The sequence below is a fragment of the Clostridium sp. KNHs205 genome, assembly GCF_000702945.1.
Lineage (GTDB): Bacteria > Bacillota > Clostridia > Lachnospirales > Lachnospiraceae > Anaerocolumna.
Map to the genome: position 1 here is coordinate 1,374,898 of NZ_JNLE01000005.1, position 21,123 is coordinate 1,396,020.

Here is a 21,123-nt window from a genome sequence, read left to right on the forward strand (position 1 = left end):
AAACAAAACATTATGTATACTTCTTGTTTTTTTCTCCTCTGTTGTATTTTTACATTTGTATCATATACCTTTTTACTATATTTTGCAAGTATTTTTTAAAAAAATACATAAATTACTCAAACGTTTTCGTTAAACCGTTGAAAATGTGCATTTTTCATACTATAAGCCATTGAATCCAGGCTTTGCTATAGATGTTTTAGACAAAATTCGTCACGTCATGCAGCGCTGTATGTCCGAAAACCTTTTAGTACTTCTATGTGTTAAACCTCCATTTTCCATAACATAAATAAGGGCCTCGATCACTCGAGGCCCTTGTGCATGTTGTAGCATCTTATTTATTCTTATCCTAACTTCATTTTAACTGAATATGAACCAGAAGTGCTGCTGCCGTCTTTTGTAACCTTTAAATAATAGGTTCCCTTCGGCAATTTCTGGCTTTTACTCGTACTGACATATGGTACTCCGGAGTCTTCTGTAGTATACTCATTCACGTATAGTTTTCCAAAAAGTGAGTTATCAGAGTCATAGAAAGTTAAGCTTATATCACCTGATACATCACCGGTTAATATAAGTTCAACTGCCTGGTCTTTTGTTAAAGTAATCTTATACCAGTCTTCTTTACCCTTTTTGTCCGTTGTAAGAATCAGACCTTTTGTAGCGGTACCCATCTTTAAAGTAGCTGCTTTTGATTTTGCTGTGCCGCTTTTGTCCGTAATGGCGGTAAATTTATATTTAAGCGCATAGTAGGAATCGCTGCCGTTGGACAACTTAATATAATAAGTTCCCTTTGCCAGACCGGCAACGGTGCCAGAGGCTAAGGAGCTTCCTTTTGATACTAATTTCATTTTACCTTTTACTTTTTGATAGATATCTACATCTATGTAGCAGTCTTTTCCATTAGCATAAGTTGTATATACATTTACTGTTCCGGCGCTTTTAAGGGTAATTGTATAATAGTTGCTGTCATTGCTGCTCAACAGTGTAACAGTCTTGCTCTTACCGCTTGTCAGCACATCGTCATCAGCAGAATAGATATCAGCTGCTATTGTGTAATCGATATCATATTCTTCAAAGGTTTGAATTGTTGTATAGTATGTACCAGCTTTCGGAATAGCCATTCCAAAGGTTGTTACCACATCCGAGGAAGCATCGACGCTTGTATAAGCAATACAATCAGTAAGTGCCTCGTCTGTATAAACACTTATGGAAACGCTGTCTGAATTGGTTCCCTGATAATGAAAACGTAATAAACCAGAACAGTCTGTAGTGACTTTAACCACAGAACCCCTGACATATCCATCATCGCCTTCCGCTAATAATTTACCGGTATAAGCATTTTTTGTTACGTCTTCTTTTCCTGTTTTCATTGTGACAGCTTTAATCTGACCATCTGCTGCCTTAACAGAATTGACATTGAAAGTAACACCCACCAGAATTACTGTCAATAAAAAAACATACTTTAATGCATTTATTAATTTTTTAGTATTCATTCTACTCCCTTTCAATTTATACGCATTTTAAAACAACTACCAGACGATTAAGGCAAATCATCCTCAACATTGTGCCGATACGATCTGACTTAACTTCAAATGGCTACTAACCTGCACTACTATATAGTATTTAAATAAACAAATAGTGTCAATAAATTGTTAATTTATTATCATACCATGTCATATTATGTTTTCTTCTTTACCGCTATTTTTCTCGTTTTTTGTAATAAAAAATTATTTATAGTCAGAATTAAATGAATGTCGCTTTTTTGCAAAATAATATATTTACGACATAAGCAGTACATTTGTTAATGTTTGTTACATAAATACTTTTTCTCACGAATATTGTTGAATATCCACGAGAAATAAGTTATCATTCATTCTTATAGGAATAATATATTTATTTAGGCAGCAAAGGAGTTTACCTATGACCGCGGCACTTATACCGGCGAATGGAATGAAAAAACCATTATTACTCAGAAAATCAGCCTTGCAGGACAAAGGCCTTAAACTTTTCTCATACTGGAAACTGAATGACGGTTTTATCACAGCACCTGCCGATACTGCTGTACATATCGCTTATGTTATAGAGGGTTATGGATATTATGGTAAGCTTAAAGTAAAAGCAGGTGATGTTGTAGCTTTTGGCCTTAATATACAGCCAAATTACTTAAAAGCTCATAACATCGCAATGTTTATCATAGACCTGGATTTTACATTATTTTACTCTATTACAGGCTTAAAACCGGTTGTATGCAGGGACACCGTAGTACTGGATTCCAAAAATCCTTTTTACCGATTAGGCCAGATACTCTTCCCACATCCCGTAAAGCACTGGATTCCCAATATAGAAAATTTCATTTTACGTTTTTTAGATAAACAGAACCATTACTTGAACAATACCCTGCTGCGAGTGTCCTATGCAACCAAGGAAATTGATAAAGAACGTGATTTCTCTGCAATTGCATTGGATCTTAATATATCCTACCGGCAGCTGCAGCGGGATTTCCTGTCTGTACTAGGTCTCTCATTAAAAGACTACCAATCTATACGCCGCTTCTACCGGGCTGCCCACAGGCTAAAAAAAGAGAGCATTCTTGAAGTCGCCCAAAACAGCGGATACTGTAATCAATCTCACATGAACAAAGAATTTAAGAGTAAATCCGGCTGGACCCCCAAGGAGGTCAGCAAGCATTGCTATTACTAGACAATTTCAAAAAAAGAATCAGACCTAATGCATCACCTTTTTAGTCTGATTCTTTTTGTGTTTTTATTTCTCACCTTGTACTGAAGCTGACGGAATCTAGTTCTTTATCCGGTCCATGCAATTATTGAATACCATCCTTGGCATGCTGTAGAAGAATTCTTTCCATAATCTCAACTCCGATTCGTTTACCAATAGCACCTAGCAGTTCTTCTCTTTTTTCCTTTAAAATTCCTTCCTCATCTTTTGCTAAAATGTAAATGTAAAAGACGGGCAGATAATCCGAATCAAGTTGTAAAATATCAGCAATCCCGCTAATATCTTTCAGAGTACAAATTTTTTCCTTATGGTTATAGAAATAAATCGGTGAATCCAGTCCAATGGAAATCCGTTTAAACAGTGTTACCGTATCATACGTCTTAAGATTTGTAATGATGGAGTTTGTTTCCTCCTTAACAATATCACTTACCATCTGTTCAAAGCTTTCAATTTTCATATCCTTCTTATATCTCGAAATGTAAGACAAAACAAAACCAGAAGAATTTTTCATAGTATTGTCTAACATTTGGCGAAGCAGCTCAGTGGCTCTATCCATGGGGGATAACTCTTTTTCCTTTACAAGGAACGCTTCTACCTCATCTTTTCGTTTCATTATCTCCAGTTTCACAGCATCATCAATAATCTTAAAATTCTCACTTCTCTTAATTAGCGAATGATAACGTTTGCTATTACGTAGCAGCTCAGCCAGGCGCTGTGCTAACACAAACTCCCTGGTGCCTTCTTCAATCTTATTATGATAATATTCCGTATAATATATCTGCCTTAAGACAGTTGTTAACCAGGAGTCATTCCATTGGGAAAGTGCATTTGCTTTGATGGCAGATTTTTTATCTCCCAGCGGAAACCACAGTCCTGAGATATCAAATGGTATTAATACTTCATTATCACGGCGTTTTTCCAATACTGTTTCATCCAGATATTTCGTTACAAGATCCTTAACGATTCCTTCCAGAATATAATCCGATTGGATGACTCTATGATGATAAACAATATCTTTATAGCTGTTATATCTACGTTTTACAAAATCCTCTACGGAACTTACTGCTTTTAAAGGAACACAGAAAAATATCTCTCCCTTCTCCACAATCATCTGCATATCATTAATGATTCTGCTATACTCTATTTTTCCGGAATCCTTTCCCGAATTGATTACATCTCTCGTCGCATAATCCAGACGGTCTCCGTCTAAACTGGAATCAAGAATTCTATGAATATATTTGAAGGCTCCTTCTTCAGCAAAAATCCTCTTTACACTTTCTAATACAAGCACTTCAAATAGATTCTCATCATATTGCCCGGTATCTTCTGAAAATGGTGCAATAATTTTGCTTAATATTCCTTCGCTGATCTCATCGCCCATCTGTTCGTGTAATTTCCTATTCCCCTCAAAGTATTTGGACATAATATCAACAAATTCTTTTGCACTATCCTTTTCGTTAACTGCTTTCTCTTTGTATTCCAGGTAAACATCCTTTAACGCAAATTCCACAATATGGCTAAAGGGAGGATGACCAATATCATGTAGCAACGCTGCTGCACGGATTGATTGGATAAGTACGAGATGCGTAAATTTATTCTGTTTGGGAATGTTGTTGGGTATCAGGGAATGCCTTAATTTATCCAATTCAATCTGTGGCATCTCCTTTGGTAGCCTGCCGCCCAATTTTTCAGTACAAACCTCCGTCTGCTGTCCCAGTCTGCCTAAAATCTCCTCGTATTCTTTATCAAAGATATCAAAGAATTCTCTTAACATTGAATCTGTTGTATTTAATAACGATTGAAAAAACATGTCAGAACAGAGCTTCATTGTTCCAACAGAATGTTCAAAACGTTTGGTTCGATTGGTTGGAAAGGTAAGATATACCGTTGAATTCTGATACACGTCATGAAGACGGTTAAAACCAATAGTTGAGACAATTCTTCTTTCATATTCTGTCAATGCGATCAGACCATGAATGGAATCGTTCAGATAAATGCCTTTTCTCAAGTCAAGCCTCCTACTGTTTTTTTATCTATTATAAAGTATCTCCATTGATAATTCTACTGATTCAGGCAAAAGAAAGCCAATCACGCTTTGGTGATTGACTTCATCCATTGATTTCTGATTCAATATCTTATATTTTACATTCATATAACTATGTAATTATATATAACCATATAATCCGTTTATAGGTGACCTACTCAATATTCTTTAAATGCCCCTTCGCAATACCAAATCGCTTTCCATCCAGTAAATATTTTTTCATTCTGCGCTGGAGAGATGTACGCTCCGGTAATGATTCATTTACATTTTCATACCCAGGAAAAATCCACCCCATATACCATGTTGCATCATAATCCATCGTATCAATCTCAAACAGGTTCTGAAACCCAACTATATTTGAATACTCCCCCAATAACTCCTTCAATTCCGGCATCAGCATCCATGAATCGCAGGTGAGTTTAACATTCTCCCATTCAGAAAAATAGGATTTTCTGAATTGAAAAAAATCCTTTAACGACTGTGTAACAGCTTCTTTTTGCAAATCAGCATCTGATGGAATGTGAACAGCAATCTCCTTGTTCTCCCCATTCACGAACTCATATTCCAGTGCACCTATACGAAATTCGTTCAGTGAAATCTGTCGAGGAAACCACCAAGCCCAAACAAATTTATATGTATGAAAGGTTCGATAATGTTCATTTAGGAATCTCGTACAAAATCTCATAGTTGCAGTAAAAATATCTTCTACTATTCCTCTCTTCACATATTCCTGGTATGAATAGTTAGCGATAATATTTAACAATTCCCATAGTATTTTTATGCCATCAGAATCATCGCCCAGAATCTCCTGTAATTCCTTTATTCCCTCATCCCATTCCTTGCGTTGCAGTATTTTATTTATAATGAAATTGGGAACTTCACAATTTCTATTGTTAGCATAATTGGATAATTCCACACTTACTTCGTCAGGAATCTCTAATGCTCTGGTTAATTCCTTCACTGTCATGCTTATACCACCATACCTTCCAGTTTGTCTTTTTTAGATATTTACATTATAACATATCTTACATTTCTTTGTACTTTCATTGTAGTATTTTTATAACAGATGATATGTTGGAGAAACAAATGAAAAAAATCATGAAGACAAGACTTTCTATGCAAAATTTAAGGTCCAGTTAACCTTGTACAAAAAGGAAGAATAAAAGATGTTTAGATTAGTTTAAACATTATGCAACACAAAATGAAAAAGCCTTGAATATTCAAGACTTTTAAACTGCAGTCGACGGGACTTGAACCCGTACGAGCGCAATGCTCACTAGATCCTTAGTCTAGCGCGTATGCCAATTCCGCCACGACTGCACAACTATAAATGTAGAGTGTTCACTTCATATTTCACCAGCGAACGAATTATATTATAACAAACTTATTTTGATAATGCAACATGTTTTTGCAATATATTTTAACTTTTTTCATATAACAAGAGTCATTTTGTAGTTATTTACCACACAAATACTTAATTATCCATATTCCTTCATAATTATACTTTACCCCATCAACGAAACTTATTTTCACAATTGACAAACCAACTCTCTTACATTACAATTAGGTAAACTCTTAGTTTACTTTATTGCACATAAACGCAAAGGAGATGAAAATGGGAAACTTAGAAAGAAAAATAAGAGAAAAAGAACTTCGGCGTGAGGATATCATCTCCGCCGCCGAAAACGTATTCTTTACAAAAGGGTACAATGCTGCAACCATGGATGATGTAGCGAAGGAGGCTCAATTCAGCAAGCGCACGCTATATATGTATTTTAACAGCAAAGAGCAGATTCAGTTCGAGATAATGGCGAAAGGATATCGTTTATTTCTTGATTTACTGGAATCAGAAACGGCAACCCTTAATAACCTGGAGCCACTTGAGGGTATAAAAACCCTTTTTCTCCTCTTTCACAAATTCAGCCTCTCTTATCCATATCATTTTAGCACTATCATGGAATATCAGACCAAGGAAGAGGATTTTATTACCAGGTTATCTGATGAAGCAACGCAGGCAAAGGAGGTATGTTATGAACTGGGAGAGGACGCAATAAGGTTCTTAATCAAGCTTGTAAAAGCAGGTGTCAGCCAGGGTGTAATTCGAAAGGATATTCCTGCCGAAAAAATTGCTTTAATACTATGGTCCTGTACTCTTGGTATCTTTAACACTGCAAGCAGAAAAAATAATTATCTAAGCAATTATTACAATACCACCGGAGAGGAATTGCTTCAGGATTCCTTCACCCTGATTCTTGACTCTTTAACCAGGAAATGATTTCTTTTTTATATGTACTGCGGTACATGGATTGGAGTTAGTATGAAGAAAGGACGTATGAACTTACCTGTAATTTTAATCGCCATTATATTATTTATTCTTTTAGTTCTGATATCCGTATTTACTATCAGCGGCAGCTTTCTACACACTGCATACCTGGACCCATGGAAGAAATCTTATCAGAACCGTTTTGACGACCCCAGGCTTAAACTGACCGCCCACGGATTATTGGCTGCTAACGGTCACAACATGCAGCCCTGGAAAATAAAACTGGATAAAGAAAATTCCTCTGTATTTTATCTGTATGCTGACAGCTCCAAATGCACTCCCGAAGTAGATCCCTATGCCAGACAAATGATGATTACACAAGGATGCTTTCTGGAATACTTAAAGATTGCTGGTGAAAAACTCGGAACCCCGGTTACTATAACACTTTTTCCGAACGGAATTTATGACGAAGATAAGCTTTCTGCAAGTATGGACACCTTCCCGGTAGCCAAAATAACCTTGGGTAAAGCAGCTCCACAGAATACCCCTCTATATGACGGGATCTTTCTCCCCGATACCAATCGGGGTATATACTCCGAAACCCTCCTGCCTGCAGATGCTGTAAGTATCTTAACCGATACCCAGGAGTATCCAGGTATAAGCGCTTTCCTTTATCAGACCCCCGACCAGGTTCAGTCCATCGGGCTACTTGCTATGGACGCAGCTGAGATTGAGGGAAATACCACCAGAGTCATGAAGGAAACGGAAGATATCTTTCGCTCCAACGAGTACCAAAAGAACAAATACAGATATGGTTTCTCCGTTGAAGGGCAAGGTACTAAAGGTATTATGAAACATTTCCTGCAAACCATAGTAACACTCTTCCCCTCCATGAACAACGGAAAAGCTCAGACTGATAATTTCATCAAATCCACCCGTACTTCAGTAGAAAATACACCGGCATATCTGCTCCTTACAACCAAAGACAACAGCAGAATAAGTCAGGTAGAAGCCGGCATGCTCTATAGTTCCTATATATTGAAAGCACATAACCTTGGGCTTGCCATGCAGCCTCTAAGCCAGGCACTGGAAGAATATACGGAAATGACTACAGTATATGAAAAAATACATTCCCAATACGGTAATGGAGACACTATTCAGATGCTTCTCAGAGTAGGGTACCCAAAGCAATCTGTTCCTTTAAGCATGCGGCAAGATATTAACAGCCTGCTTCTAGAGTAGTATTTAAAAGGTCTGGTATCTCAATTGCAGATACCAGACCTTTTATTACATCTTTGGCTATATGATCAGTGCTCCATAAATACATTTCTATTATTCATTCCCTGCTCTTTTTAACCCGTTAGCATTAACCTGTTTAATTATCAACACCTTGTAATTACTTCTTTTGATGTCTAAAATCAAGTACTGTAATTAAACCAAACGGCTTAAACTCCCGCATGAACTGAATATATTGAAAGAGATAAATCGAATGCAAATCAATACTTCATTACATAATTCACACCAGGTGATAAGGAAAGAGTAAATTTCGTTCCGCCTTCTACCAACTCTCCAGATAATGTCCTGTTATTTTCCAGGTCTGTCAGAACTGCCTGCTCTTTTTTAACTACAACAGATACTTTCGTATAATATGGAAGGAAGGAACGAAGGATGAAGCTACTATTATCATATACAAATAAGGTTATCTTTGAATCCCCCTCTAACACCACCGGTAAGTCTTTGCTCAAGATTCCTCTTACCGTATTTAATATTAAATTGGGATAATGATAGATATTTCCCTGATCATCCGGAATCGTCAGAACAAATAATCTTCCCTTTGAATATTTCGTTTTTAAGATTATAGGAGTACTATTATCCTCACCGTAAGCACCTGCTATCTGCCATACGTCGTTGGTAAAAAACTGCGGCTGTGTTAAGATGATTTCTTTGGAGGCTTCCAAATTGCCTCCCAGAGTTATACCGCCGTCCTCCGAACACATATAACGGTTGGCCAGCACTTTGTTATCTGTATAGGATATATGGGCTAATTCGTGAAAAGCCTCTCCTAACTTTCTTACAAGGCCGGAGGTTACCATAACATCTGCACCTGTCTTTAAGCTCTGCTTTATCTTTTCAACAATATGAACATCCTTTGCTGCATTTGCTGTAAGCAGAATCGTTTTAGCTTCGTAAGGATATTCCGGATATGGTTCCAAAGGTACTCCGCACATTCCAATATAGTTATGGAGAAAATCTTCGCCAAAGCTATGATAAGGTACATAGGTAGCAACTCCCACAGGATTTCCAAGCTCTTCTATGTAACGGTCCGTATCATTAAATACCTGACCAATTGCAGGGGGAAAGGTAGTATAAGACTTATCATCAATTAAGGAGCCAAGACAGAACAACATTGCCTCCTTTGCCTTTCCAAATAAGGTGAGATAGCCCTGATCGATATACGAAGTCAAATTATAAGAGCATTCATATGGGTCAAACCAGCCGCCAAGATTGCGGTCAGGTGCAACATTTTCAAAATAACGCATAATAAAGTAGCTTAAATATTTCGGCAGGTGCTGCTGGGTATAAGTAGGATTACGGGTTTCAGTTCCCGTATAAATATAATCAAAAACTTTCGGTTCATCTTCCAGGTTATAACCGGCATCCTGAAAATGCTCATACCAGTTAGGAAATTTGATAATAACTTTTACTTTAGGATTAACCTCCCTGGCAGTTTTTAAGATTACATTTTCCGAAAAATCCTGCAGAAGGGATATTCGGAAATCTGACCAGGACTTATCTCCTTTTGCCTCTATGCAGCTATCACAACGGCAATTGGTAAAATAGAAATCATCCAGTATAAACTCATCAAACAGTTCACTGGTGAGAGTTACTACCTTCCTCATCCTTTCAGCTACCTCTTCGGAGGTGTAGCATTGAGGGCTGAACCCGCCCTCCAGCGGATCGTGCTCTCCGTCAGTTGTAATACCTCCGGCTACTTCAATGCCTTTTTTTAAGAAGAAGTCTTTCACCAAGGCCATTTGTTCATGGCTTATCATCCTGCCGCCACGGTAGGTTTCCAGATAAACTTTACCTACTTTAATATTCTTCTCAATCAGCTGAAATTTTCTGTCAAATTCCACGAAATCTTTTATGGAAATCAGATTTCCTACCGGACAATAAATACTGGCGTTAAAATTATTATACCTCATAATTACTCCTCTCTTGTTACTGAATCAGTAGATTTGTTACCTAACTTCAGTGAAGAATGTAAAAAATATTTATTCTATTGAGGTTTTTACATTCTCAGTATAAGTTGAACTGAGCATTTTAACCTATTCCAAATATAAAATTGCCCTATGTATTAACCTTTTATATCCGAAAAAAGAAAAAGTGATATTCTACTTATAGTTTGATTCTAAGACAGTTTCACTACTACAACAATGTATTTTCTCTTACAGCATATGGAGAATCTTATAACACTATAGCCCCTAATTATGTTTACAATCTTCCTGCCATCTTCTGTTCCTAATGCTCTAACCATTGTTTAAAGAGGTTTCTTACGGGTAAGACTCTTACCTAAAACATGCGATATCCATAATTTCTCCATATTCTTCTGATAGGATACCGAAAAACGAAAGGAGCTACTTTATGAAAATAAAAAAAGTCTTTACTCTTGCCCTTGTCTCCATGCTGCTCTTTACTGCCTGCTCCAAGAATTCTGATTCAGGCCACGGTTCCACAACCGATACGGATAAGCTGAAAGCGGCAACAACCGCAACCTATCCCGTTGGAACAAAGATTATCCTAAAAACCGACCACATGGATGGCATGTCAGATGCCAAAGGTACAGTGTCCGGTGTTTATGATACCACTGTATATGCTGTTGATTATACAGACGCTGATACAGGTAAAGAAGTTAAAAACCATAAATGGGTTATCCAGGAGGAATTAAAAGACAGCGAAGGAAAGACCTATAATGTAGGTGACGAAGTCAGCTTAAATACCGGACACATGAGCGGAATGGGCGGAGAAGGCCAGAAAGCAACTATTACGGAAGTTGTTAATGGTCCCGTTTATATGGTTGACTATACTCCTACTACCGGCGGTTCTCTCGTAAAAAATCATCAATGGGTAATTGAAAGCGAGCTGGAAGCAGATAAAGGCGAGTAATTAAGATAATATATTAATATCCAGAATAAAAATTAAAAAAGAGCTTCTACAAATAGCACTACAAGGTATAATCCCTGTATAACTGTTTGTAGAAGCTCTTTCCTATTTCAGTCACTGCCAAAGCAAGCTGAATATATTTTTATGTAAGCTGAATCTTCTTTTCTTCCTACCTATCCAAGTGTAAAAATACTTTTAATATAGGGTATTTTTACACTTGGCCAGGTATAAAGCTTTGCTCAGCTTATACTGATTAACTTCTATGCAGACACCAAATTATCAATTCGGCCTTCTATATGTTTAACTTTTCTACTTAAGCAATTTTAGACTTTGCAAGATCAGTTAAAGCTGTAAAGCCTGCAGGATCGTTAATAGCCATGTCAGATAACATCTTTCTGTTAACTTCAACACCGGCAACTTTTAATCCGTGCATTAATTTGCTGTAAGAAATTCCGTTTAATCTAGCTGCTGCATTGATTCTTACGATCCATAACTGTCTGAACTGTCTCTTTCTCTGCTTTCTTCCTGCAAATGAAGATGTTAAAGCTCTCATTACGGATTGTTTTGCTACTCTATATTGTTTGGATCTGGCTCCTCTGTAACCCTTTGCCAGTTTTAATACTCTCTTATGTCTTTTTTTAGCGTTTAAGCCGCCTTTAATTCTAGCCATGTTCTATTTCCCTCCTTCGCACCTAATCTTATAGATAAGGCATAATCTTCTTCATATTTTTAACTTTAGTTGCACCAGTTATTGTTGCTTTTCTAAGATTTCTCTTTCTCTTAGTGCTCTTCTTTGTTAAGATATGGCTCTTATATGCCTTCATTCTCTTTAACTTTCCTGTACCTGTCTTTTTAAAGCGCTTTGCTGCTGATCTGTTGGTTTTAATCTTAGGCATGATATTTCCTCCTTCATTATGGTACAATAACACTCCCAAAAGGTTGTCCTATTGTTTTATTTTTATTATTATGACACCTGCCAAACCCATCATGGCCTTTTTAAGCATTAAGAAATACAGGCTAACGAAGGGTTAGCCCTAATCCCTCATCACGATAATTTACCAAGTGTAACTAACGTTTCTCAGTTAAGAACATTATCATGTTCCTACCCTCAAGTTTTGCCGGCTTTTCAACGATTGCAATATCCTCAAGCTTAGAGTAGAAATTATCTAAAATCTGTCTACTGGAAGAAATATGAGCCATCTCTCTGCCTCGGAAACGAAGGGCAACCTTTACTTTATCACCTTTTGTGATAAATTTTCTAGCCTGGCCTGCCTTAGTGTTCAAATCGTTATCATCGATATTGGGTGATAGACGGATTTCTTTTACTTCGGTTACTTTCTGTTTCTTCTTCGCTTCTTTTTCTTTTCTTGCAAGGTCGTATCTGTATTTTCCATAGTCAATAATCTTGCATACAGGTGGCTTTGCTGTGGGAGCAATCTTTACCAAGTCAAGATTGGCATCCTTTGCCATTTGCATAGCTTCTTTGGCAGACATTATACCTAACTGCTCGCCGTCTTCTCCGACTAAACGGATTTCTTTGTCTCTAATCTGCTCGTTAATCATTAATTCACTAATAGTACTGCACCTCCATAGGTTAGTTTACATAATAAGTTTATAGGCATTAAAAAAATGGATAGCAAAGACCATCCACCATACTATTCGTCATATGAGATCACATTTGTATTATTACAAATCAAATCTCTTATCCGCAATTCACGGAACCGAAAATATAAACCCAAGTCACAAACCGGTGCTAAGGTGAGAGTGGATACTCTGCTTTGTTGTTATCGTTGAATTACCACAAAGATAATTCATAAGCTATATTACTATAACATATTTATAACATCATGTCAACTGCATTCTTTTAATATTTTTAGTTTCTAATAATTTTCAAACTATTAACAAGTTTAAAATTTCAATGACTTTAAAGCTTCTGGCCATCTTGCCTTCTTCTATATTAATTACTTCTATCTTAACTTCTTCTAAGGTTTCTCACAAGGGGACGGCAAAATGTACAAACCGGAAAAAACTCATGCTTCGATTACAAGGTATAAGAAGTCCTAATTCTCTGGAGATTTTGTGCTGGACATATTATAAAATAGATAACTCGCTGCGCTCAGACAATCTATTTTATAATATAGCACAAAATCTCCAGAGAAAAGGACTTCTAATACCTTTCCATAGGCGCATTCGTTCTTTCCGGTTTATACATTTTGCCTGAACTCATATGGAGGCAGGGGTTTTGATACTGGATTTTACTATTTGGGGCTGCATCATTATTGAATTTTCTTTTAAAGATATGATAATAGAGCCATTTCGTCTTTCTTTTTATTTTATTCTTATATTATGAATATCAGTTATTATAGATATCTATATTAGAAGCCTGATGCTTTACTTACAAGGACTGACAACAGGCTCCTTATCTTTTTAATCTTTATAATTTTTTAGTCTCTTCCGAATTCCGAAAGCTTGAGTTCTTTGTTACGGTCCAGAACTGTCTGAATACTCCAGCTGTGTATGAAGAGTAACAGGGGGTTTCCCTTTAGGTCTTTTACTCTCTTGGTATCGGAAGTAACATTTAATTTACTTGCATCCAGTCCTTTATTCTCTATCCAGCGTATATGCTCATAAGCCAGCGGCTCAAGTCTTATTTCCACACCATATTCGGATTCCAGACGGAACTTTAATACATCAAATTGCAGGACACCTACTACACCCACAATGATTTCTTCCATTCCGGTATTGTATTCCTGGAATATCTGTATGGCACCTTCCTGGGCTATCTGAGTAACACCTTTTAAGAATTGCTTTCTCTTCATGGTATCTACCTGTCTTACTTTGGCAAAATGCTCCGGTGAGAAGGTCGGTATTCCTTCATACTGGAATTTCTTATCGGAGGCACACAAGGTATCACCGATAGAAAAGATACCGGGGTCAAAAACACCGATAATATCGCCGGCATATGCCTCTTCAATTATTTTTCTCTCCTGTGCCATTAGCTGCTGAGGCTGTGACAATCTTATTTTTCTGCCTCCCTGCACATGGTTGACTTCCATGCCTGCATCGAATTTACCGGAGCAGATTCTCATAAAAGCAATTCTGTCTCTGTGCGCTTTATTCATATTTGCCTGAATCTTAAAGACAAATGCAGAGAAGTCATTTTCTACAGGATCTACAAGACCTTCTGTCGCTTTTCTGGGAAGGGGTGTGGTGGTCATATTCAGAAAGTGCTCCAGGAATGTCTGAACGCCAAAGTTTGTAAGTGCAGAACCAAAAAATACCGGTGTTAATTGTCCGTTTCTTACCTCTTCTATATTAAACTCACTTCCGGCACCTTCTAAAAGCTCGATTTCGTCATTTAAAACATTATGATTTTCCTTGCCGATCAGTTCATCCAGGCTCTCATCTCCTAAAGTTACCTCTACCTTATCCACTTCCTTCTGTCCGCTGTTCGCGGCATAAAAACGCATAATGTGTTTGGTATCCCTGTCGTATACTCCTTTGAAATTCTTACCGGAGCCGATGGGCCAGTTTATGGGGCAGGTCTTAATTCCTAATACTGTTTCAATATCATCTAATAATTCAAATGTATCCCTTGCTTCTCTATCCATCTTATTTATAAAGGTAAAGATCGGGATTCCTCTCATTACGCAAACCTTGAACAGCTTCTTGGTCTGATTCTCAACACCTTTTGAAGCATCAATTACCATGACAGCAGAATCTGCTGCCATAAGGGTACGGTAAGTATCCTCGGAGAAGTCCTGATGTCCCGGTGTATCCAGAATATTTATGCAGAAATCGCCGTAATTAAACTGCATAACTGATGATGTTACGGAGATACCACGCTGCTTTTCTATTTCCATCCAGTCGGATACCGCATGCCTGTCAGTCTTCTTTCCCTTAACAGAACCGGCCAGATTTATGGCTCCTCCATAGAGCAGAAGTTTTTCTGTCAATGTGGTCTTACCGGCATCGGGGTGGGATATTATGGCAAAGGTCCGTCTTCTGTTTATTTCCTTGGTATAGTCTTCCAAAACAATTCCTCCAGCTTTCCATGTAAACGGGCAGCTTCCAGTCTGAAACTGCCTCAAAACTACTTAATCATATAATATATTTCCATTGCTTGTCAAGGTTATTCTATTTAGAGGTCTAAAAGGTAAATTAACTTGTTGATTTTATAAGATTCAGAGAAGTACCGGATAAAATTACCGGTGCCAGCATGATCTTCAGTCTTTATATCTTTTATCTTTTACAATACATATGATGTCTTTCCGGTAGTATTCGGTAGTATTATAGCAGCTATTGTGGTATACTTCTTTCGTTGAATTCTTTAATCTTCTTTTATTAGCGTGGAAAGCTTGCTATAATAGGATGATAGAACATAACACTATCCTTCCTTAGCGTAATAGCAGGCATTGAATTAAGTGAACTGCAGGAAAGGCAGTATTGTTAAATAGTACTGTTTTAAATCTACTGTTTCTACCGTTTTAAATCTTCCGTTCTAAATACTACTATTTTAAATACTACCGGAGGATATTTTCTAGTTACGATTACTTTTAAAATTTTTGATTAACTTCAAAGGAGTATATTTATCGAAAATGGATAAAAAGACCAAAATTACAAATCCCAGATACCAGCAGATTGCCATGGATATTGCATCTAAAATAGCTGACGGGCAATACAAGGTGGGTGATAAAATATATGCAAGATCTTCTCTTGCAAGCCAGTATGGCGTTTCCTCCGAAACCGCAAGAAGAGCAATCTTAATCCTCTCAGACCTGGATATTGTTGATGCTACAAAAGGAAGCGGTGTTTTTATTAAATCCTTTGAAAATGCATTAAAATTTGTGAAGCAATATACAGAAATAGAGACCATTCAAACCTTAAAAAATGAGATTATGGATAGCGTTCAAAGGCAGTCAGCAGAGCTTAACTATTTTAACGATTGCCTGACGAAACTGATTGACTACACTGACCGTTTTCGTTCCACAAACCCCTTTATTCCTTATGAAATTGAAATTAATCACAAAACACCATATCTTAATCAGTCCGTACAGGATGTTAACTTCTGGCACAACACCAGTGCTACCATTATAGCGATTAAAAGAAATGATGCGCTTATTCTTTCCCCAGGACCTTATGTATCCTTCCTGGAAGGGGATATCCTTTATTTTGTAGGCGATGAGAATAGTCTGCAGCGTGTTAAATCTTTTATGTATCCTGAACTGCAATAATTTATTACCTTATTATATAAATAGTAATTGAAGAAGCTTTCATTTAAAAGTATCGTCCTATTTAGTTTTAGTTCACTTTTTGATTGAGGTTTATATAAATGTAATTAACTAAATTCAATTATTTATTTTCAATTATTTTAATTATTTATTTTCAAATTATTAAAAATCGATTATGTTAAATATAACTAAAATTATCTAAATGTAATTATCTAAAAGGCTGCTATCGCAGTCTTTTTTTGTTAAGTATAATCATGTGAAGGGGCAAGGCGTTGTTTAAGGCTTGTAATATCGCAGTCTTTTTTGTTAAGTATAATCCCATAATCAAAGTTTACTTCTTGCTCCTGGTGTGTTTGTAAACGGCTTACACCAGACGGGTATTTCAGTTTGCAAAGAAAGGCCTTGTTCCTTGTGATCAATGGAAGCTAAGTACAAGGAAAAGACTCAGTATACTTTAAAACTCTGATGCTCAGACCGAGGCAAGTACCAATGAACACAATACTCCTGAGTACTTTCTTATATTCTTCACTTAATTCAATAACCACTTTACACAAGCAGTACTAGTGCCAGCACTTTTGCAAATGGTATTATCCCACTTATAAGCGGTTTATAACTTAGTGTATCTTATACATATCACTCCGATCTTGTACTATTCTGTTACCTGTCTGCATAGATTAAATTTGACAAAGTAACAACTTATCTTTATAATTGGATTGTCACTATAGTAACAACTTGTATTTATTGTTGTGTTGTCACTTGTCGTAAAAGGGAGGTAAAGAAGTGATAGTATTTGAAAATGTTACAAAAAGTTTTAAGGAGCACCAGGTTTTAAGCAACATAAGCTTTCAGATCAAAAAAGGCGATCTGGTTGCCTTTATCGGGGAAAGCGGCTGCGGAAAAACTACTACTTTAAAGATGATCAATCGTTTAGTAAAGCCTACAAGCGGACGTATCCTTATTAACGGCGACAGTATAGAAACCAAAGATATCATAGAATTAAGAAGAAGTATGGGTTATGTTATCCAGCAGACCGGTCTGTTCCCCCATATGACAGTTAAAGAAAATATAGAAATCATTCCCCGTTCTGAGAAAAGGGACCTGGCACAAATTAATAAAAAGACACTTGAATTGATGGAAATGGTAGGTTTAGACCCGGAAGAATTCTCTGACCGCTATCCAACAGAACTAAGCGGCGGCCAGCAGCAAAGGGTTGGAGTTGCACGAGCATTTGCAACAGACCCTGAGATAATCTTAATGGATGAACCCTTTTCTGCATTGGATCCAATCACAAGATCAGGCCTTCAGGATGAGGTTCTTAATTTACAGTCCCAATTTAAGAAAACCATCGTTTTTGTTACTCATGATATGGATGAAGCAATTAAGATCGCCGATAAAATCTGCATTATGAAGGATGGGGTTATTCTTCAATACGACACCCCTGAAAATATACTTAAGAATCCGGCCAATGCTTTTGTCCAGGAGTTCGTGGGCAGGAACCGCATATGGACCTCTCCTGAATATATAAAAGCTTCCGATATTATGATCACAACTCCGGTTACCTGTTCTGAAACACTTCCACTGCTGCGCTGCAGGGAAAAAATGAGAACCTCTAATGTTGACAGTCTTATGGTGACTGATAAAAGCCGCAGGCTTCTGGGGATCATAAGTGCCAAACAGGTTCAATCCCTTTCCGATCTAAGCCTTGAAGCCCGCTCCATTATGGGTACGGATGTCTTAAAAGTATCCCCTGACAACAATATTATTGATATCTTAAAAATAATTGAAGAAAATCAGGTATCCGGTATTCCGGTTACAAGTGATGACGGCATCTTATTGGGTCTTATAACTAAGAGCAGTCTTGTTACCACTCTCAGCCAGCAATATATCGATACCCAGGAGGTGATTTTCTCATGATGGATTTTTTCAATTATTTAATTCAAAACAACGCACAGATTCTTTCTTTGACGCTGGAACACATTCAATTAACGGCTATAGCCGTAGGCCTGGCTATCCTCCTTGGTGTTCCTCTGGGTATTTTGATCAGCTATGTGAATAAGCTTAATAAACCGGTGCTCGCAGTTGCTAATATTATTCAGGCGGTTCCCAGTATGGCGTTACTTGGGTTTGCAATCCCCTTCTTAGGAATTGGAACCCTGCCGGCTGTAGTAATGGTTATACTCTATTCGCTGCTTCCTATTATTAAAAATACGTTTACGGGTATAAAGAATATAAATCCTCAGACCATTGAGGCAGCCAGAGGCATAGGGCTTACGAAAACCCAGATACTGTTTAAAGTTCAAATACCCCTTGCACTGCCTGTTATCATGACCGGTGTCAGAATTTCAGCCGTTACTGCCGTTGGCCTTATGACTATGGCGGCATTTATCGGTGCCGGCGGCTTAGGCTTTCTGGTATTCTCCGGAATACGTACTGTTAACAATTTTCAGATCTTAGCGGGTGCTATTCCTGCATGTATACTGGCCCTGTTGGTTGACTTTCTTATCGGCATCGTGGAAAAGCTGGTTACTCCTGTCAGTCTTCAGATTACCGGAGCCTCAAAAGAAAAACAGTTAAGAGCAAGAAAGCTCCAGAAAAGAATTATTGCTGCCACAAGCCTTTTACTGGTATTTATTCTGGGCTATACCGGAATAGCAAATCATATCTCCTCTGATAAAGTCATTCGAATCGGCAGCAAGGACTTTACAGAGCAGCATATATTAGCCCATATGTTTTCCGATTTGATAGAAGCCAGAACGGATATAACAGTAGATAGAAAAATTAATTTAGGCGGCACTCAGGTTTGTTTTTCTGCCTTAAGATCCGGTGATATCGATCTTTATTTTGATTACAGCGGTACTGCTTATGGAGATACGCTTAATTATCCTCCTATCTCAGATATGGAGGAAGTCTATACTACCGTAAAAAATGATTTCAAAAATTTATATGGCATTGACGTTCTAAAGCAATTTGCCTTTAATAACACTTATGTATTGGCTGTTACACAAGAGACTGCCGCTGCTTATGGTTTAAACAGTATCAGTGACCTGGCTAAAGTCGGCAGCAGCTTAAAGGCTGGTACAACCCTTGAATTTTTGAACCGTACAGATGGAATACCGGGACTTACTGAGTTTTATAATTTTAAGTTTAAGAATACTGTTGGTTTAGATGGCTCTCCCAGATATGTTGCCTTAATGAATCAGGAAACAGATGTTGTGGATGCTTTCTCAACAGACGGATTACTTAAGAAATTTGAATTGGTTACATTAGAAGATGATAAGAACTTCTTTCCGCCTTATTATGCAATCCCTTTAATACGGGAAGATGTAGCAGATGAATATCCGGAAATAATTCCTGTTATAGAAGAGTTGGGTGATGTGCTTACAGATGATGTTATGGCTGAATTGAATTATAAAGTAGATGAACTTCAAATGGAACCAGCTGCAGTTGCTCACGACTTTCTGGTAGATAATTCCTTTATAAAATAAATAATACAATTGTAAATACGCTTTGTTGATATATTCGTACAGGCAGATTCCACAAAACAGGAAAGTATGAATGTGCCTATGGAACGTATTAGAAGTACATCCTTTTCTCTGGATATTTCGTGCCATATTATAACGGATTGCTTGAGTGCAGCAAGTTGTCGTTTTATATTATGTTAAGCACAAAATATTCAGAGAATCAGAACTTCTCTTATAATTGGAATTGAAGCATGAGTTTATCAGGTTTGTGTAGCTAATTGATTTGTGTAGCTAATTAATTCTAGCTTTCTTTAGCAGTTCTATCTCTTTTCTATGCCCCTCCAGTTCTGTTGGTGTTTCCAGGATAAATATCAAATCTCTCAGCTTTGAATGGTTAATAATAGAGGTAATGGTTTCAACTCCAAGGATTCCGTCTCCGATGGTTACATGCCTGTCTTTGTGGCTTCCCAGGGCATCCATGGTATCATTTAAGTGAAAAGCCCTCAGGTACTTTAGACCAATTATACGGTCAAATTCCTGAAGAACTCCTTCCAGGTTATTTACCAGGTCGTATCCGGCATTCCATAGATGGCAGGCATCCATACAGACGCCAATACTTTCCTTCACCTCTACAAGCTCCATCACCGCTTTGATTTCTTCAAAGCTTCTACCCATCTCACTGCCCTTACCGGCCATGGTTTCCAATAAAACTGTTGTATGCATTCCTTCAAACATTACCTTATTAAGCATAAGAGCAATCTGTTCTATTGCAACTCCGCTCTCCTGCCCCAGGCAGCTTCCCGGATGCAGATTATAAAAGTTTCCCGGAAAGAACTCCATCCTGCTGATATCCTCTTCAAACATCTGAGCTGACAATTCTCTTAAATGGGCATCCTTAGAGCAGGCATTAAGGGTATAGGGGGCATGTGCCATTATCCTGGCAAAATTATTTTCCTGAAGTAGCTCCCTGAATTTATTCATGTCCTTATAATCTGCCGCCTTTGCTTTGGCTCCTCTTGGATTCCTGGCAAAGAACTGCAAGGTGTTGGCACCTATTAAAAGAGCATCCTTTCCCATTCGTTCGTAACCTTTGGCTACGGATAAGTGTGTGCCGATATTAAGCATTTGAGTACCATAACCTACCGTATAACGGTATCCTTTCCTTGTATATCAGGTTAAGCTAATATAATAGTTATAAATGATTTTCTTTTTAGAGTATCCGTTTTT

The 21,123-nt window shown here is 37.5% G+C and carries 16 protein-coding genes and 1 tRNA gene; 7 read left to right on the top strand and 10 right to left on the bottom strand.

The features are described 5' to 3' along the window. Window positions 1-341 precede the first annotated feature (341 nt). Window positions 342-1,490, bottom strand: a complete 1,149-nt coding sequence (locus BR73_RS0125415; RefSeq protein ID WP_033168553.1) for a hypothetical protein — start codon at window positions 1,488-1,490, stop codon at window positions 342-344. A 427-nt stretch (window positions 1,491-1,917) separates the two neighbouring features. On the opposite strand from BR73_RS0125415, the gene BR73_RS0125420 reads away from it, so the two are divergent. After that, complete coding sequence (locus tag BR73_RS0125420; protein ID WP_033168554.1) at window positions 1,918-2,697, top strand: AraC family transcriptional regulator; 780 nt, start codon at window positions 1,918-1,920, stop codon at window positions 2,695-2,697. A 121-nt stretch (window positions 2,698-2,818) separates the two neighbouring features. On the opposite strand, the gene BR73_RS0125425 is transcribed toward BR73_RS0125420, so the two are convergent. The 3 genes from BR73_RS0125425 to BR73_RS0125435 all read right to left on the bottom strand — a co-directional run bounded on the left by BR73_RS0125425 (window position 2,819) and on the right by BR73_RS0125435 (window position 6,097). Next, window positions 2,819-4,741, bottom strand: a complete 1,923-nt coding sequence (locus BR73_RS0125425; RefSeq protein ID WP_033168555.1) for an HD domain-containing protein — start codon at window positions 4,739-4,741, stop codon at window positions 2,819-2,821. Window positions 4,742-4,931: 190 nt separating this feature from the next. Continuing rightward, entirely contained in the window at window positions 4,932-5,744 is an 813-nt protein-coding gene (locus BR73_RS0125430) for an acyltransferase domain-containing protein (protein ID WP_033168556.1), read from the bottom strand. 268 nt (window positions 5,745-6,012) lie between these two features. Continuing rightward, a tRNA-Leu gene (locus tag BR73_RS0125435) sits at window positions 6,013-6,097 on the bottom strand. Between the two features lie 295 nt (window positions 6,098-6,392). Between BR73_RS0125435 and BR73_RS0125440 the strand changes: the two genes are divergently transcribed. Continuing rightward, a complete protein-coding gene (locus tag BR73_RS0125440) occupies window positions 6,393-7,052 on the top strand; it encodes a TetR/AcrR family transcriptional regulator (protein ID WP_033168557.1) in 660 nt (219 codons plus the stop codon). Window positions 7,053-7,094: 42 nt separating this feature from the next. Next, on the top strand, window positions 7,095-8,282 hold the full coding sequence (locus BR73_RS0125445; protein WP_033168558.1) for a hypothetical protein: 1,188 nt from the start codon (window positions 7,095-7,097) through the stop codon (window positions 8,280-8,282). 254 nt (window positions 8,283-8,536) lie between these two features. On the opposite strand, the gene BR73_RS0125450 is transcribed toward BR73_RS0125445, so the two are convergent. Next, entirely contained in the window at window positions 8,537-10,246 is a 1,710-nt protein-coding gene (locus BR73_RS0125450) for a hypothetical protein (protein ID WP_033168559.1), read from the bottom strand. 439 nt (window positions 10,247-10,685) lie between these two features. On the opposite strand from BR73_RS0125450, the gene BR73_RS0125455 reads away from it, so the two are divergent. Then, window positions 10,686-11,207: a YdhK family protein gene (locus BR73_RS0125455; protein ID WP_033168560.1), complete on the top strand. Its 522-nt coding sequence runs from the start codon at window positions 10,686-10,688 to the stop codon at window positions 11,205-11,207. A gap of 310 nt (window positions 11,208-11,517) precedes the next feature. Here BR73_RS0125455 and rplT read toward each other — a convergent pair whose 3' ends face one another. From rplT to BR73_RS0125475, 4 genes are all read right to left on the bottom strand, one after another. Continuing rightward, window positions 11,518-11,874, bottom strand: a complete 357-nt coding sequence (gene rplT / locus BR73_RS0125460; RefSeq protein WP_033168561.1) for a 50S ribosomal protein L20 — start codon at window positions 11,872-11,874, stop codon at window positions 11,518-11,520. Window positions 11,875-11,902: 28 nt separating this feature from the next. Continuing rightward, window positions 11,903-12,100, bottom strand: coding sequence for a 50S ribosomal protein L35 (gene rpmI / locus BR73_RS0125465; RefSeq protein ID WP_033168562.1), 198 nt, complete (start codon window positions 12,098-12,100; stop codon window positions 11,903-11,905). Window positions 12,101-12,272: 172 nt separating this feature from the next. Further along, window positions 12,273-12,767 (bottom strand): translation initiation factor IF-3, encoded by a 495-nt coding sequence (infC, locus tag BR73_RS0125470; protein WP_033168563.1) that lies wholly within the window; start codon window positions 12,765-12,767, stop codon window positions 12,273-12,275. Window positions 12,768-13,648: 881 nt separating this feature from the next. Next, the gene (locus BR73_RS0125475) at window positions 13,649-15,238 is read right to left on the bottom strand and encodes a peptide chain release factor 3 (protein ID WP_033168564.1); all 1,590 of its coding nucleotides are present in this window, start codon (window positions 15,236-15,238) and stop codon (window positions 13,649-13,651) included. 564 nt (window positions 15,239-15,802) lie between these two features. On the opposite strand from BR73_RS0125475, the gene BR73_RS0125480 reads away from it, so the two are divergent. The 3 genes from BR73_RS0125480 to BR73_RS0125490 all read left to right on the top strand — a co-directional run bounded on the left by BR73_RS0125480 (window position 15,803) and on the right by BR73_RS0125490 (window position 19,920). Further along, window positions 15,803-16,438, top strand: coding sequence for a TrkA C-terminal domain-containing protein (locus BR73_RS0125480; RefSeq protein ID WP_033168565.1), 636 nt, complete (start codon window positions 15,803-15,805; stop codon window positions 16,436-16,438). 777 nt (window positions 16,439-17,215) lie between these two features. Continuing rightward, the gene (locus tag BR73_RS0125485) at window positions 17,216-18,349 is read left to right on the top strand and encodes an ABC transporter ATP-binding protein (protein WP_033168566.1); all 1,134 of its coding nucleotides are present in this window, start codon (window positions 17,216-17,218) and stop codon (window positions 18,347-18,349) included. Beyond that, window positions 18,346-19,920, top strand: coding sequence for a glycine betaine ABC transporter substrate-binding protein (locus tag BR73_RS0125490; RefSeq protein WP_033168567.1), 1,575 nt, complete (start codon window positions 18,346-18,348; stop codon window positions 19,918-19,920). Before BR73_RS0125485 ends, BR73_RS0125490 begins: the two co-directional genes overlap by 4 nt. 267 nt (window positions 19,921-20,187) lie before the next feature. Here BR73_RS0125490 and BR73_RS0125495 read toward each other — a convergent pair whose 3' ends face one another. Next, complete coding sequence (locus BR73_RS0125495) at window positions 20,188-21,021, bottom strand: deoxyribonuclease IV (protein WP_033168568.1); 834 nt, start codon at window positions 21,019-21,021, stop codon at window positions 20,188-20,190. Between the last annotated feature and the right edge of the window lie 102 nt (window positions 21,022-21,123).

Bases quoted from the DNA above. Each gene is read 5' to 3' on its own strand.
- BR73_RS0125415 (WP_033168553.1), bottom strand. From the start codon at position 1,490: ATGAATACTAAAAAATTAATAAATGCATTAAAGTATGTTTTTTTATTG.
- BR73_RS0125450 (WP_033168559.1), bottom strand. From the start codon at position 10,246: ATGAGGTATAATAATTTTAACGCCAGTATTTATTGTCCGGTAGGAAAT.
- BR73_RS0125495 (WP_033168568.1), bottom strand. From the start codon at position 21,021: ATGCTTAATATCGGCACACACTTATCCGTAGCCAAAGGTTACGAACGA.
- BR73_RS0125490 (WP_033168567.1), top strand. From the start codon at position 18,346: ATGATGGATTTTTTCAATTATTTAATTCAAAACAACGCACAGATTCTT.
- infC (WP_033168563.1), bottom strand. From the start codon at position 12,767: ATGATTAACGAGCAGATTAGAGACAAAGAAATCCGTTTAGTCGGAGAA.
- BR73_RS0125455 (WP_033168560.1), top strand. From the start codon at position 10,686: ATGAAAATAAAAAAAGTCTTTACTCTTGCCCTTGTCTCCATGCTGCTC.
- BR73_RS0125445 (WP_033168558.1), top strand. From the start codon at position 7,095: ATGAAGAAAGGACGTATGAACTTACCTGTAATTTTAATCGCCATTATA.
- rplT (WP_033168561.1), bottom strand. From the start codon at position 11,874: ATGGCTAGAATTAAAGGCGGCTTAAACGCTAAAAAAAGACATAAGAGA.
- BR73_RS0125480 (WP_033168565.1), top strand. From the start codon at position 15,803: ATGGATAAAAAGACCAAAATTACAAATCCCAGATACCAGCAGATTGCC.
- BR73_RS0125440 (WP_033168557.1), top strand. From the start codon at position 6,393: ATGGGAAACTTAGAAAGAAAAATAAGAGAAAAAGAACTTCGGCGTGAG.
- BR73_RS0125420 (WP_033168554.1), top strand. From the start codon at position 1,918: ATGACCGCGGCACTTATACCGGCGAATGGAATGAAAAAACCATTATTA.
- rpmI (WP_033168562.1), bottom strand. From the start codon at position 12,100: ATGCCTAAGATTAAAACCAACAGATCAGCAGCAAAGCGCTTTAAAAAG.
- BR73_RS0125430 (WP_033168556.1), bottom strand. From the start codon at position 5,744: ATGACAGTGAAGGAATTAACCAGAGCATTAGAGATTCCTGACGAAGTA.